The organism is Pseudomonas grimontii (assembly GCF_007858185.1).
Taxonomy (GTDB): domain Bacteria; phylum Pseudomonadota; class Gammaproteobacteria; order Pseudomonadales; family Pseudomonadaceae; genus Aquipseudomonas; species Aquipseudomonas grimontii.
This window is the reverse complement of sequence record NZ_VFES01000015.1, coordinates 43,502-57,028: the sequence shown is the minus strand read 5'-3', so window position 1 is coordinate 57,028 and position 13,527 is coordinate 43,502. Positions and strand designations below refer to the sequence as shown.

Genomic DNA, 13,527 nt, shown 5'->3' with positions numbered 1-13,527 from the left:
CCCTTCTATGGTTGGGGCGCTGCCTGTCAGGTTTTTCTGACTCGTCCCGGCCGTGTAAATGCGGAGATCCGACCGGATGAATGATCAGGCCAATAGCGTCGACGAACGCTATGCAACGACACCTGCAACCCTCACAAGCTGGAGCCGACAGGACACCACCTGGATGCTTGGCCTGTTCGGCACCGCCATTGGCGCCGGTACCTTGTTCCTGCCGATCAATGCGGGCCTGGGCGGCTTCTGGCCGCTGGTGATCCTGGCGGTGCTGGCGTTTCCGATGACGTTCTTTGCCCACCGTGGCCTGACGCGTTTCGTACTCTCCGGTCGTGCGGGCTCCGACATTACCGATGTGGTCGAAGAGCATTTCGGCATCAGGGCCGGTGCGTTGATCACGCTGCTGTACTTTTTCGCGATTTTCCCGATCCTGTTGATCTACAGCGTGGCCCTGACCAACACGGTCAGCAGCTTCATGGAGCACCAGTTGCACATCATGCCGCCACCACGGGTACTGCTGGCGTTTGTGCTGATCCTCGGTCTGCTGGCGGTGGTGCGTTGCGGTGAACAGGTGATCGTCAAGGCCATGAGCATGATGGTGTACCCGTTTATCGTCGCCTTGCTGTTCCTCGCGGTGTACCTGATCCCGCATTGGAACGGTGGCATCCTCCGCACTGCGAGTGAGATCCCGGCGCCTTCGGCCCTGCTCAATACCCTGTGGCTGGCGATTCCGGTGATGGTGTTCTCGTTCAACCATTCGCCGATCATCTCGGCGTTTGCGGTCGACCAGAAGCGCCAGTACGGCGAACACGCCGATGAGCGCAGTTCGCAGATCCTGTCCCGCGCGCACCTGTTGATGGTGGTGATGGTGCTGTTCTTCGTGTTCAGCTGCGTGCTGACCCTGTCGCCGGCGCAGTTGGGTGAGGCGAAAGCGCAGAACCTGTCGATCCTGTCGTACCTGGCCAACCACTTCAATAACCCGACCATCGCGTTTGCCGCGCCGTTGATCGCGTTCGTGGCGATTGCCAAGTCGTTCCTGGGCCACTACATCGGCGCCAGCGAAGGCCTCAAGGGCCTGGTGCTCAAAAGCGGTCGCCGCCCGGCCGCCAAGACCCTGGACCGCATGACCGCCGCCTTCATGCTGGTGGTGTGCTGGATCGTTGCCACGCTGAACCCCAGCATCCTCGGCATGATCGAGACCCTGGGCGGGCCGATCATTGCCTCGATCCTGTTCCTGATGCCGATGTACGCGATCCGCAAGGTGCCGGCCATGGCCAAGTACCGTGGGCAGGCGTCCAACGTGTTTGTCACGGCGGTGGGCCTGGTGGCGATTACCGCATTGATTTACTCGTTGTTGTCCTGACCTCAGGGCTCACGCAGACAGGCCGATTCGCGCACATCGCGAATCGGCTTTTTTTTGCCTGCGCAAAAGCTGACGCGGCTCAACCGCCTGCAGGCAATGAGGGCTAAGCTTACGCACGCTTTTTGCCAGGATGGGTTGGGCCGATTGAAGACTGAAACCGATGCACCCGTTGCCGTACCGTCGAACCGCAGCCAAGACCTGCTGGCCGGCTTATCCATTGCCGGTTTGCTGCTGCCGGAGGCAGTGGCCTATTCCAGTATTGCCGCACTGCCGCCCCAGGCCGGGGTGATCGCATTGTTTGCCGGGCTGGTGTGCTACGGCCTGTTCGGCACCAGCCGCTTTGCGATTGTCTCGGCCACCTCGTCGTCGGCAGCGGTGTTAGCGGCAGCCACGGCGAGCATGGCGGGGGATGACCCGGCACTGAGGCTTTCCCTGGCCTTCGGGCTGGTGTTGCTTACCGGGGTGTTTTTCCTGCTGGCCGGCCTGTTCAAGCTTGGCGGCGTCACCTCGTTTATCGCCAAGCCGGTGTTGCGTGGCTTTGCCTTCGGCCTGGCGCTGACCATCATCCTCAAGCAATTGGCCAGTGTGGTGGGCGTGCACCTGACCGATAACAACCTGATCCGTTTTCTGCCGCAGTTGCTGGAGCAGCTACCGCGCTGGAACTGGCCTGCGGCAATGGTGGCGGCGCTGGCGTTGCTGGTGTTGTGGCTGTGCGCACGCGTCCCGCGTCTGCCCGGTGGCTTGGTGGTCGCGGTGCTCGGCATCGCTGCCGGGCAGTACCTGGACCTGCAGGCCTATGGCGTGGCGCAGATCGGCATGATCGACCTGCGCCTGGAGCTGGGGCATTTGCCGGTATTGCCGTTTGCCGACTGGCTGCGCCTCGGGGAATTGGCGTTTGCGCTAGTGATGATCCTTTATGCAGAGTCCTACGGCTCTATCAGTTCGTTTGCGCTCAAGCATGGCGACCGCGTGTCCTCCAACCGTGACTTGCTGGCGCTGGGTGTGGCCAACCTGGTCTCCGGGCTGTTCCACGGCATGCCGGCGGGTGCCGGGTATTCGGCGACCTCGGCCAATGAGGCGGCCGGCGCCTATTCGCGCCTGGCGGGGATTGTCGCGGCGCTGGTGATATTGCTGATTGTGCTGACGGTGCTGCCCTATGTGGCACTCACGCCGGAGCCGGTGCTGGCGGCTGTGGTCATCTATGCCCTGGGTCGAGGCTTGAGCGTGCAGCCGCTGGGGCGTTATTTCCTGTGGCGGCGCGATCGCGTGCTGGTGATCTGTGCGGTGGCGGCAGTGCTGGTGCTCGGCGTGCTGGATGGCTTGCTGCTCGCGGTCGCGATCAGTGTGATGCTGATGCTGCGCCAGATGTCGTCAGCTGACATTCAAGTGTTGGGCCGCCTGGGTGACAGCCATGACTTTGTCGACCGTCAGCACCATGTCGATGCCCTGGCCGTGCCGGGGGTATTGATCGTACGGCCCAGCGAGGCGCTGTTTTTTGCGAATGCCGAGCGCATCCTTGGCGCGGCCTTGCGCCTGATGCGTCAGTCGCCGGTCGAGGCGGTGGTGTTGAGCCTGGAAGAATCGCCGGACCTCGACGGCACCAGCATCGAAGCGCTGGCGGCGTTTTTTGCCCAGGTACACGGGGAGGGCAAGCGCCTGGTGCTCGCTCGCGTGCGGCATGACGCCCGCGAGGTGTTGCAGGGGTTGCCTGAAGCATTGGCGCCCTATGTGCTGCTCAGTGGCTTGAGCGTCGATGGCGCGGTGCAGTTGGCGCTTGAAGTGGGCAAAGCGTAACGCTTGGGGCTTGCCCCCGATAGCGGTGGGTCAGTGACAGATGCATCAACTGAATGTGTTTGTATTCCAGGCATAAAAAACGCCGCGTACCTTGCGATACGCGGCGTCTTTCACATCAACACACGGTTAAGCTTGAATCACCGGGATGTTGGCGCTTGCTGCGATTTTGCGGAACTCGGCGATCTGGTCGAAGTTCAGGTAGCGGTAGACGTCACTGGCCATGGTGTCCAGTTTCGCTGCGTAGCCCATGTACTCTTCAACGGTCGGCAGGCGACCCAGGGTGGAGGCGACTGCCGCCAGCTCAGCCGAAGCCAGGTAGACGTTCGCGCCATCACCCAGACGGTTCGGGAAGTTACGGGTCGAGGTCGATACAACGGTCGAGTTCGGCTCTACGCGTGCCTGGTTACCCATGCACAGCGAGCAGCCCGGCATTTCCATGCGCGCGCCAGCCTTGCCGTAGATGCCGTAGTAGCCTTCTTCGGTCAACTGGTGAGCGTCCATCTTGGTCGGCGGCGACAGCCACAGACGGGTTGGCAGCTGACCCTTGACCTGCTCCAGCAGCTTACCGGCAGCGCGGAAGTGACCGATGTTGGTCATGCACGAACCGATGAACACTTCGTCGATCTTCTCGCCGGCAACGCTGGACAACAGACGGGCATCGTCCGGGTCGTTCGGTGCGCAGAGGATCGGCTCGTTGATTTCGGCCAGGTCGATCTCGATGACTTCGGCGTATTCCGCGTCGGCATCGGCTTCCATCAGTTCCGGGTTGGCAACCCAGGCTTCCATCGCTTGGGCACGACGTTCCAGGGTACGTGCATCGCCGTAGCCTTCGCCGATCATCCAGCGCAGCAGGGTGATGTTGGAGTTCAGGTACTCGGTGACGGATTCTTTCGACAGCTTGATGGTGCAACCGGCAGCCGAACGTTCGGCCGAGGCGTCGGACAGCTCGAAAGCCTGCTCCAGCGTCAGGTCGTTCAGGCCTTCGATTTCCAGGATGCGGCCGGAGAAGGCGTTTTTCTTGCCTTTCTTCTCTACGGTCAGCAGGCCGGACTGGATCGCGTAGTAAGGAATGGCATGAACCAGGTCACGCAGGGTGATGCCAGGTTTCATTTTGCCTTTGAAGCGCACCAGGATCGATTCCGGCATGTCCAGAGGCATAACGCCAGTGGCTGCGGCGAACGCGACCAGGCCGGAGCCGGCCGGGAACGAGATGCCCATCGGGAAACGGGTGTGGGAGTCACCACCGGTGCCGACGGTATCCGGCAGCAGCATGCGGTTCAGCCAGCTGTGGATGATGCCGTCGCCTGGACGCAGCGATACACCGCCACGGGTCATGATGAAGTCAGGCAGGGTGTGGTGGGTGGTCACGTCGATCGGCTTTGGATACGCCGCGGTGTGGCAGAAGGACTGCATCACCAGGTCGGTCGAGAAGCCCAGGCACGCCAGGTCTTTCAGTTCGTCACGGGTCATCGGACCGGTGGTGTCCTGGGAACCCACGGTGGTCATCTTCGGTTCGCAGTAAGTACCTGGGCGAACGCCTTTGCCTTCCGGCAGGCCGCAGGCCTTGCCGACCATTTTCTGGGCCAGGGTGAAACCCTTGCCAGTGTCGACTGGTGCTTCAGGCAGCTTGAACAGGTCGGTAGGGCCCAGGCCCAGCTCGGCGCGAGCCTTGTCGGTCAGGCCACGGCCGATGATCAGCGGGATACGGCCGCCGGCGCGAACTTCGTCCAACAGGACCGGGGTCTTCATTTCGAAGGTGGTCAGGACTTCGTCGGTGCCGTGTTTGCAGACTTTGCCAGCATGAGGGTACAGGTCGATCACGTCGCCCATGTTCATGTTGGTCACGTCGAATTCGATTGGCAGTGCGCCGGCATCTTCCATGGTGTTGTAGAAGATTGGCGCGATCTTGCTGCCGAAGCAGAAGCCGCCGGCGCGCTTGTTCGGCACGTAAGGAACGTCGTCGCCGAAGAACCACAGTACCGAGTTGGTCGCGGATTTACGCGAAGAGCCGGTACCGACCACGTCACCGACGTAGGCGATCGGGAAGCCCTGGCCGCGCATTTCTTCGATCTGCTTCATCGGGCCGGTCTTGCCTTGCTCGTCCGGCACGATGCCTTCGCGGGCCATTTTCAGCATGGCCAGGGCGTGCAGCGGGATGTCAGGGCGGGACCAGGCGTCCGGGGCAGGGGACAGGTCATCGGTGTTGGTTTCGCCGGTAACCTTGAACACGCGCAGGCTGATCTTGTCGGCCAGGGTCGGGCGGTTGCGGAACCACTCGCCGTCAGCCCAGGACTGGATCACGCCTTTGGCGTGTTCGTTGCCGTTGCGGGCTTTTTCGGCGACGTCGTGGAACGCATCGAACATCAGCAGGGTGTGCTTGAGTTGGGCGGCCGCGACAGGCGCCAGTTCGGCGTCGTCCAGCAGCTCGACCAAAGTCACGATGTTATAGCCGCCCTGCATGGTGCCGAGCAGTTCAACAGCGCGTTTCTTGTCGATCAGGGGGGAAGTGGCTTCGCCCTTGGCCAGGGCAGACAGGAAACCGGCCTTGACGTAGGCAGCTTCGTCAACGCCTGGTGGAATGCGGTTGGTGATCAGGTCAACGAGGAATTCTTCTTCGCCAGCCGGAGGATTTTTCAGCAGCTCGACCAGGCCTGCGGTTTGTTCGGCGTTAAGCGGCTGGGGAACGATACCCAGTGCTGCACGCTCTTCGATATGTTTGCGGTAGGCTTCAAGCACAGTTATTACCCTCATCAGTGGTCCCACGGGACGCTCATCCAGAAATGAACGGCACGCATGCGCTCGGGGGCTTTTTGGGCCGCAAAGCCAGCGCTGCCGGCATTCCTTACAGAAGCTGCTTTCAAAGTTTTACGCCTGCAGAACGGAGCTGATGAGGGTTGGCGCGGGTTCTGACCTGGCGGGTCGAACCTGCGCCAACACCGTTCTGAAGGAACGACTGTGCTCGTGACGCTTTGAAAACAGCTTCCAGCGGATTATTGGCGCCTTACAAGGCCGGATGATTCTACGGCAAAAAAAATCTAAAGGTAAGTTACCTCGCCAAGTTTGCTGGGTGATCAACCTTAGACAAAGGGCTAACATGGCGCACTGTTTCGCTGATTTGTGTGTTGCTGCCCATGTCCAACCAAGCCATCAAGACCCCCTGCGTCGGCCTCTGCTCAACGGTTTACGGCGATCTCGTGTGCCGCGGCTGCAAGCGCTTCCACCACGAAGTGATTCAGTGGAATGGCTATAACGAAGAGGAAAAGCGCGCGGTATGGCTGCGGCTGGAGCAACTGCTGGTGCAGGTGATGGCCGGCAAGCTCGAGATTTTCGACCCCAAGACCCTGCGCGCTCAGCTGGAGCAGCGCAAGATCCGTTTCGTGCCGCACCAGTCCGAGTACTGCTGGGCGTACCAGTTGATTGCCCGGGGGGCGCGGGTGATCAATAGCCTCGAGGCGTACGGCATGGTGCTGTTGCCGGAGTTCCGTGACTGGGCCTTGCCGGAACTGCGCGATGCCATCGACCGCGAGTTCTTTATCCTGTCCGAGGCCCACTACCAGCGCTATATCGCGCCGGGGTTTCTGAAAGATGCACTGGCTGACTGACAACATGAATCCAAATGTGGGAGGGGGCTTGCCCCCGATGGCGGTGCGTCAGCTACAGATTAGCTGACTGATACACCGCTATCGGGGGCAAGCCCCCTCCCACATTGGATCTCGGTTGTCTGGGGGATCGGCGTCAGGCCTTGGTCGCCAGTTCTTGCAGGTGGTCCATCAATGTCTGCGGCTTGAGCACCAGCACATCGCTTTCCACCGCATCCAGTATCACCTCCGCCGTATTGCCGATCAGCGCCCCGGAAATCCCGGTGCGCGCAACGGTGCCGATGATGGTCACGGCTGCCTGCCATTTACGGGCTGTGAAAGGAATCAACACATCCGCCGGGCCTTCCTCAATATGCAGGTGCGCGTCATCCACGTCGAATTCAGCCTGGAACGCCTTGCACTGCTCCCGATAACGCTCTGCGATGGTTTCCTTGAGCTGGAACGTCGGGTCCGCCGCCGACAACATCGGCGATGGGTGGGCGCTGATCACGTGCAACTGCGCCTTGGCCAGGCTGGCAATATCAAAGCCGTGGTCAATGATTGAGTTGTGCAGCGAGCGGTGCTCGCCATCGGTATTGCCCACATCAATCGCCGCCAGAATCACTCTCTCCGCCCAAGGCGTGGACGTCTTGACCAGCAACACCGGCGTCGGGCAGAAGCGCAACAGCTTCCAGTCCGCCGGCGTCAGCAGCGCTTTTTTCAGCGGGCTGTCGGGAAAATGCTGCTTGATCACCAGCCCGCAGCCTTCGGCCTGCTGCACGTCGATAATGGTGTCATGCAGGCTGTCGTTCCACGCTTGCTCGGTGGTCACGCTGTAACCGTCCTCCTGCAAGCCTGACTTGAGCAGGCTCAACAGCGCCGAATGCTCATGTTTCTTGTCGCAGACCAGCAAGTGCAGATGCGCGCCGGTAACCCCGGCGATCAGTTTGGCGCGCTTGAGGGCCAGGCTTTCCGAATGTTCGGGCTCAATGACCACCAGGATGCTGCGAATGGCTTGCATGATCGGATCTCCAAAAAGGTGGACGTGGAATAACTATAGTTGCTGCTCGCCAGACGTCATGTTGATGCACATCAAGGCCGGTGGCTGGTGGTCTGCGGCGCGGTCGGTATAATCGGCGGCCTTTTGTGACCCTTTGCCCGTGAGCCCGATGAACCTGCCCGAAATCCACGAATTCCTCGGTTGCCCCACCCCCGATGCCTGGGTGCAGGCCGCATTGGCCGATCAGGACACCCTGTTGATCGACCACAAGAACTGCGAATTCAAAGCGGCCAGCACCGCCCTGAGCCTGATCGCCAAGTACCACGGCCACGTTGACCTGATCAATATGATGTCGCGCCTGGCCCGGGAAGAACTGGTGCACCACGAGCAGGTCATGCGCCTGATGAAAAAGCGCAAGGTCGAATTGCGCCAGCTCCATGCCGGGCGCTATGCCTCCGGTTTGCGCAAGGTGGTGCGCAGCCATGAGCCGGTCAAGCTGGTCGATACCCTGGTGGTCGGCGCCTTTATCGAAGCACGCAGTTGCGAGCGTTTCGAAGCACTGGTGCCGCATTTGGACGAAGAACTCGGCAAGTTCTACTTCGGCCTGCTGAAAAGCGAGGCGCGGCACTTCCAGGGTTACCTGAAGCTGGCCTACCAGTACGGCGACGCCAAGGACATCGCCCAGGTGATCGAGCGGGTGAGGGCGGCCGAGCAGGAACTGATCGAATCACCCGACATCGAGTTCCGCTTTCACAGTGGCGTGCCAGCCTGAGGCCACGGCCACGCCGATCAATGCGGTGATCCCGGTCAGTAGCAGGATCACCGTTTGCATCCCCAGCGGCGCTGCCAGCAGCGCAATCAACAAGCCCGCCAAGGGCTGGGCCAGGTTGTTGAGCAAGGTGATCACGCCCACGGTCTTGCCGAAGTCCTGCACGGGAATGACCCGCTGACGGGTGCTGCGCAGGTAAACGTTGAACATCTTGTCGAAGCCGGTGACCAGCAGGAAGCCCAGGGTGTACGCCCACAGGTTGGGACTGACCGCCATGATCAACGCGCCGGCGCCGATCATCGAATAAGACAGCCCGCCCAGCACTTTCAAAGGCAAGGTGGCGCGCGCCAGGTAAAACAGAATCGCGATGGTCACCGCCGCGCCGGCCGCCTGCAGCAAGGCATAGGTGTCCTTGTTGGCGGCGTAAAGGCCGGTGACCATGGCGGCGGAGGTGGCCAGCGTCACACCGATGATCAGGTTCACACCGACCGCCAGGGTAATGATCCGCTTCAGCTCCGCCAGGTTACGGATATGCCCGAATGCGATACGCAGCGGTTGCAGCCAGATATCCCGATGCTGCTGATGGGTTTCCAGGCTTGCCGTGGTTTTACGCTGCCAGGCCAGCATGGCCAGGTCCGCGAGCACAAACAGCCCGGCAATCCCCAGCACCACCCAATGCCAGGCCCACACCTCCAGCATCAGCGCGGCCACCAGCGGCCCCAGCACCAGGCCGCTCTGGTCGGCGATCTGCGAGTAGGAGAGGGTCTTGGCATAGCTGTACTGCTGGAAGACATGCGGCATCAACACTTCGCGAGCCATGATGCCCTGGGTCGTCAGCACCCCGCACAACGCCGACAGCAGCACCAGCCAGTAGATACCGTCGAACATCCCATACAATGCCACCGCCACTACACAGGCCAATGCCCGGTAAACCTGGCTGATATGCAGGATACGCACGGGAGAGAACTTGTCGCACAACGCCCCGCACACCGGAAACGCGAGATAGCGCGGCAGTGACTCGACGAAAAACGCCAGCCCCGCCCAGGACGCACTGTGGGTGGTCTGAAACACGATCAGCGGCACGATAAACAGCAGAATCTGGTCCGCCAGGCGAGACAGGAACAGTGAAACGAAGAACGCCAGGTAATCCTTGCGCATACAACTCCCTGTGAATGGCGTTAAAGATTGCGGGCTATTTGTTAAAAACTCTTAAAAGCATGAAGCTTCGGTGGCGCCAGCTGGCCAGTTGCTTTAGTTGCCCAGCTTGCCACCTATAATGCCCGCTCTTCAATCCGCGTCTGCACACTGAGAACTTATGGAAAACCTGGGTCTGGGCAAGGTCCTGCTCGTTGAGGACGACGAGAAACTGGCAGGGCTGATCGCGCATTTTCTGTCACAGCATGGTTTTGAGGTGCGCGTGGTGCACCGCGGCGACGAAGCCCTGGCGGCATTCCTCGACTTCAAACCCAAGATCGTCGTGCTCGACCTGATGCTGCCGGGCCAGAGCGGCCTGCATGTGTGCCGCGAGATCCGCACGGTGTCCGACACACCCATTGTGATCCTCACCGCCAAGGAAGACGACCTCGACCACATCCTCGGCCTGGAGTCGGGTGCCGACGACTATGTGATCAAACCGATCAAACCGCCGGTACTGCTGGCACGCCTGCGCGCCCTGCAACGTCGCCAGGCGCCGGAGCCGACGGTACGCGGCGCCCTCGCGTTCGGCCGGTTGGCGATTGACCGCAGTTGCCGGGTGGTCAGCCTGGGCGACGAGCAGATCGACCTCACCACCATGGAGTTCGAACTGCTGTGGTTGCTGGCCAGCAGCGCGGGCAAGATCCTTTCCCGCGACGACATCCTCAATCGCATGCGCGGCATCGCCTTCGACGGCCTTAACCGCAGCGTCGACGTGTACATCAGCAAGTTGCGCGGCAAGCTCAACGACAACCCCCGTGAGCCGGTGTGCATCAAGACCATCTGGGGCAAGGGCTATCTGTTCAATCCGTTTGCGTGGGAGGTCTAGATGCTGCGCCTGTTTCTACGCCTGTATGTGATTCTGGCGATCGGCCTGGCAGGGGCGATCTGGCTAGTCAACTACACCTTCGACGAGCTGCTCCCCGAAGCCAACGAAACCTATAACCGCGAAGCCCTGCGTGGCCCGGCGTATGGGTTGGTGGAGCAATTGCGTGCGCTGCGCGGGGATGAGCGCCAGGCCCGGCTGGCCGAGCTGCAGCCCCATTACGGGCTGCGCCTGAAGCTGGTGCAGAAGGACTCCCAGGCCCTGACCGAGCGCGAACAAACGCTGTTGGACCAGGGGCTGCTGGTGGTGCGCGGCGACTTCATGGAGTTTCTGGCGGCCATCGACGGTGGCCCGCAACTGCTGGAAATCAAGCTGCCGGAAGAGCCCAAGTGGTTATACCTGTGGGCCTATGGTTTTCTCGGGGTGTGCCTGGCCATCGTGCTGTATTTCTGGGTGCGCCCGCACTGGCGCGACCTAGAGCACATCCGCCTGGCCGCGCAACGCTTCGGCGACAACGACCTCGGCTCGCGCATCCTGCTGCCGCGCAGCTCCACCGTGCGTGCACTGGCCGGGCACTTTAATCACATGGCCGAGCGCATCGAAAGCCTGATCGCCAACCAGCGCGAACTCACCAACGCTGTGTCCCACGAACTGCGCACGCCGATTGCGCGGTTATCGTTCGAACTCGACCAACTCAAGCAACAGGCCGACCCGCGCCAGCGGGGCGAATTGATCGCCGACATGTACGCCGACCTGGGCGAGCTGGAAGAGATGGTTTCCGAACTGCTCACCTACGCCAGCCTCGAGCGCGGCGCCACCCAGGTCACCCGCGAACGCATCGAGGCCCACAGCTGGCTCGACAGCGTGATCGGCAGCGTTGCGCTGGAGGCGGAGGCCGCCGGTATCCAGCTGTCGTTGCGCACCTGCGAGGTCGACTTTATCCAGATCGAGCCGCGCTTCATGGCCCGCGCCTTGATCAACCTGCTGCGCAATGCCATTCGTTATGCCGAGCGTCGGGTCGAGGTGTCGCTGGTCAAGTTCGGCGAGGGCTACGAAGTGCGCGTGTGTGACGACGGCCCCGGCGTGCCCGAGGAAGGCCGGGCCAGGATCTTCCAGCCCTTCACGCGCCTGGATGCCAGCCGCGATCGCCGCACCGGCGGTTTCGGCCTCGGCCTGGCGCTGGTGCAGCGGGTGTCGCAGTGGCATGGCGGGCAGGTGCAAGTGATGGATTCGGAGTGGGGCGGGGCGTCGTTTCGCATGACGTGGGCGTATGCCGAGTAATTGGTTTGCATAAGGTGGCGGTTAACGCTGGGAGGGGCTGAGGCATTCGACAGCTTTGTGGCGAAACGGCCAAAGACTGTTAACGGCTCAACCCCAGGCGTTCATGCCACTGTGCGATGGATTCTTCGGGGTATTCATCAAACTGCAGGTCGCCTTTGCGCACGCTGACTTCGACCCACGGCGCCTTCGAGCCCAGCATCAGGTGCGTATGCTCGGGCGGCACCGGCAACGGCGTGTCGATGGCCGAGGCAAACGGGTGGATCAGCTCCGGCCACTCCGGGCTGAACAGCCATAGCGCACTGCCGCACTGCGAACAGAAATGCCGCTGCGCGCTACTCACATGCGCACGGCTGGCGCCCTCCGGCTTGAGCCGGGCGTGGTAGATCGAAATCTGTTTGCGCCCGCGCACCCGCAAGCTATTGGCATCCCCGGCCAGGTTGATCGCATAACCGCCGCCGCCCTGGGTCTTGCGGCAGATCGAGCAATAGCAACGCTGGTAAGGGTAGGGGTGGGCACTGGTGAGGCTGAACGTCACGGCGCCGCAGTGGCAGGATCCTTCAAGCTGCATGGGAGGTTTCCTCTGGCTAGGTGACTTCTGAGCTTAGGTGCTTTCCGGCATCAGCGTGGCAATCAATGCCCGGATCGTGCCGGGCAACGCTTCCAACTCGCGAACCAGAATACTGCGCTCGCGAATCGCCCACGGCTCGTCCAGCGTCACCGCCACCAGTTGCATGGTGCGGCTGTGCCGTACGGCAGCGGACTCGGGGATGATGCCGATGCCCACGCCCGCTTCGACCATCCGGCAAATCGCCTCGAAGCTCGATACCTGGATACGCAGCGACAAATGCTTGCCCAGCCGCTCGACGTGTTCACGCAGGAAACTGAGCAAGGTGCTGCCTTCATGCAGGCCGATATGCTGATAGGCCAGGGTCTGTTCCAGCGTGACCGAGGCCTGATCGGCCAAGGCGTGACCGACGGGCACCATCAGCACCAGTTTGTCGGTGCTGAAGTGCAGCACCTGCAAACCCGCCGCCTCCACGGGGCCGGCGATGATGCCCATGTCGCTGGTGCCATCCAGCACGCCGCGCACGATATCGCGGGATAAGCGCTCCTGCAGGTCGACGGTCACGCCAGGGCGCTGGGACAGGAAGCCCGCCAGCACTTCCGGGAGGAACTCGGTGACCGCCGTGGTGTTGGCGAAGATGCGGATATGCCCGGCGGAATCTGCGCCGTATTGGGTGAACTCACTCTTGAGGTAATCCACCTGGCGCATGATCAACCGTGCATGGTGCAGCAACCGTTCGCCCGCCGGGGTGACCTCTACGCCACGGCTGTCGCGGTACAGCAGGCGTGTGTCGAGCTGGCCTTCCAGTGCCTTGATCCGCGCACTCGCAGCGGCCGGCGAGAGGAACGCGCGTTTGGCGCCCTGGGTCAGGCTGGGGGATTCGGCGATATGGATAAACAGGCGCAGGTCGGCCAAGTCGAAGTGCATGCAAAACTCCCGTATGAATGAACCCGGTAGATACCGTCCTATCCAACACCGCCCAAATCCCCGTAGATACTGTCTTATCCAACACCGCGCAATCCCCGTAGCAGCTGCCGAGCGCAAGCGAGGCTGCGTAGGCCGCGACTCGGTCCTGAATCGACAGCGCGCCCGACGCAGCCTCGCCCGGGGCTCGACAGCTGCTACGCGCCATCTCACCCGTAGCAGCTGCCGAGCGCAAGCAAGGC

11 protein-coding genes are annotated in these 13,527 nt (G+C 61.8%); 6 read left to right on the top strand and 5 right to left on the bottom strand.

From position 1 onward, the window contains the following. Positions 1-76: 76 nt before the first annotated feature. Together FIV39_RS22205 and FIV39_RS22200 are read left to right on the top strand one after the other, a co-directional pair. On the top strand, positions 77-1,354 hold the full coding sequence (locus tag FIV39_RS22205; protein ID WP_090403500.1) for a serine/threonine transporter: 1,278 nt from the start codon (positions 77-79) through the stop codon (positions 1,352-1,354). Positions 1,355-1,498: 144 nt separating this feature from the next. Then, positions 1,499-3,148 carry a SulP family inorganic anion transporter gene (locus tag FIV39_RS22200; RefSeq protein ID WP_146371610.1) on the top strand — a complete coding sequence of 550 codons (1,650 nt, stop codon included), beginning with the start codon at positions 1,499-1,501 and terminating at the stop codon, positions 3,146-3,148. 126 nt (positions 3,149-3,274) lie between these two features. Here FIV39_RS22200 and acnB read toward each other — a convergent pair whose 3' ends face one another. Beyond that, entirely contained in the window at positions 3,275-5,884 is a 2,610-nt protein-coding gene (gene acnB / locus FIV39_RS22195; protein ID WP_090403504.1) for a bifunctional aconitate hydratase 2/2-methylisocitrate dehydratase, read from the bottom strand. Positions 5,885-6,279: 395 nt separating this feature from the next. Between acnB and FIV39_RS22190 the strand changes: the two genes are divergently transcribed. Next, positions 6,280-6,750: a DUF1289 domain-containing protein gene (locus FIV39_RS22190; protein ID WP_090403506.1), complete on the top strand. Its 471-nt coding sequence runs from the start codon at positions 6,280-6,282 to the stop codon at positions 6,748-6,750. A gap of 133 nt (positions 6,751-6,883) precedes the next feature. On the opposite strand, the gene FIV39_RS22185 is transcribed toward FIV39_RS22190, so the two are convergent. Further along, positions 6,884-7,747: a universal stress protein gene (locus FIV39_RS22185; RefSeq protein ID WP_090403508.1), complete on the bottom strand. Its 864-nt coding sequence runs from the start codon at positions 7,745-7,747 to the stop codon at positions 6,884-6,886. Between the two features lie 148 nt (positions 7,748-7,895). Between FIV39_RS22185 and miaE the strand changes: the two genes are divergently transcribed. Further along, on the top strand, positions 7,896-8,498 hold the full coding sequence (gene miaE, locus FIV39_RS22180) for a tRNA-(ms[2]io[6]A)-hydroxylase (protein ID WP_090403510.1): 603 nt from the start codon (positions 7,896-7,898) through the stop codon (positions 8,496-8,498). Here miaE and FIV39_RS22175 read toward each other — a convergent pair. After that, complete coding sequence (locus FIV39_RS22175; protein ID WP_090403513.1) at positions 8,454-9,653, bottom strand: MFS transporter; 1,200 nt, start codon at positions 9,651-9,653, stop codon at positions 8,454-8,456. The genes miaE and FIV39_RS22175 overlap by 45 nt on opposite strands. A gap of 157 nt (positions 9,654-9,810) precedes the next feature. On the opposite strand from FIV39_RS22175, the gene FIV39_RS22170 reads away from it, so the two are divergent. Further along, on the top strand, positions 9,811-10,518 hold the full coding sequence (locus FIV39_RS22170; RefSeq protein ID WP_065928008.1) for a response regulator: 708 nt from the start codon (positions 9,811-9,813) through the stop codon (positions 10,516-10,518). Continuing rightward, positions 10,519-11,796 (top strand): ATP-binding protein, encoded by a 1,278-nt coding sequence (locus FIV39_RS22165; RefSeq protein WP_090403515.1) that lies wholly within the window; start codon positions 10,519-10,521, stop codon positions 11,794-11,796. A gap of 79 nt (positions 11,797-11,875) precedes the next feature. Here the strand turns inward: FIV39_RS22165 and FIV39_RS22160 are convergent, their stop codons facing one another. Together FIV39_RS22160 and FIV39_RS22155 are read right to left on the bottom strand one after the other, a co-directional pair. Beyond that, positions 11,876-12,364, bottom strand: coding sequence for a GFA family protein (locus tag FIV39_RS22160; protein WP_090403517.1), 489 nt, complete (start codon positions 12,362-12,364; stop codon positions 11,876-11,878). Positions 12,365-12,397: 33 nt separating this feature from the next. Continuing rightward, a complete protein-coding gene (locus tag FIV39_RS22155) occupies positions 12,398-13,288 on the bottom strand; it encodes a LysR family transcriptional regulator (RefSeq protein ID WP_090403519.1) in 891 nt (296 codons plus the stop codon). Positions 13,289-13,527 lie beyond the last annotated feature (239 nt).

Excerpts from the sequence above, each read along its gene's own strand:
- FIV39_RS22175 (WP_090403513.1), bottom strand. The coding sequence starts at position 9,653 with ATGCGCAAGGATTACCTGGCGTTCTTCGTTTCACTGTTCCTGTCTCGC.
- FIV39_RS22160 (WP_090403517.1), bottom strand. The coding sequence starts at position 12,364 with ATGCAGCTTGAAGGATCCTGCCACTGCGGCGCCGTGACGTTCAGCCTC.
- FIV39_RS22165 (WP_090403515.1), top strand. The coding sequence starts at position 10,519 with ATGCTGCGCCTGTTTCTACGCCTGTATGTGATTCTGGCGATCGGCCTG.
- FIV39_RS22185 (WP_090403508.1), bottom strand. The coding sequence starts at position 7,747 with ATGCAAGCCATTCGCAGCATCCTGGTGGTCATTGAGCCCGAACATTCG.
- FIV39_RS22155 (WP_090403519.1), bottom strand. The coding sequence starts at position 13,288 with ATGCACTTCGACTTGGCCGACCTGCGCCTGTTTATCCATATCGCCGAA.
- FIV39_RS22190 (WP_090403506.1), top strand. The coding sequence starts at position 6,280 with ATGTCCAACCAAGCCATCAAGACCCCCTGCGTCGGCCTCTGCTCAACG.
- FIV39_RS22205 (WP_090403500.1), top strand. The coding sequence starts at position 77 with ATGAATGATCAGGCCAATAGCGTCGACGAACGCTATGCAACGACACCT.
- miaE (WP_090403510.1), top strand. The coding sequence starts at position 7,896 with ATGAACCTGCCCGAAATCCACGAATTCCTCGGTTGCCCCACCCCCGAT.
- FIV39_RS22170 (WP_065928008.1), top strand. The coding sequence starts at position 9,811 with ATGGAAAACCTGGGTCTGGGCAAGGTCCTGCTCGTTGAGGACGACGAG.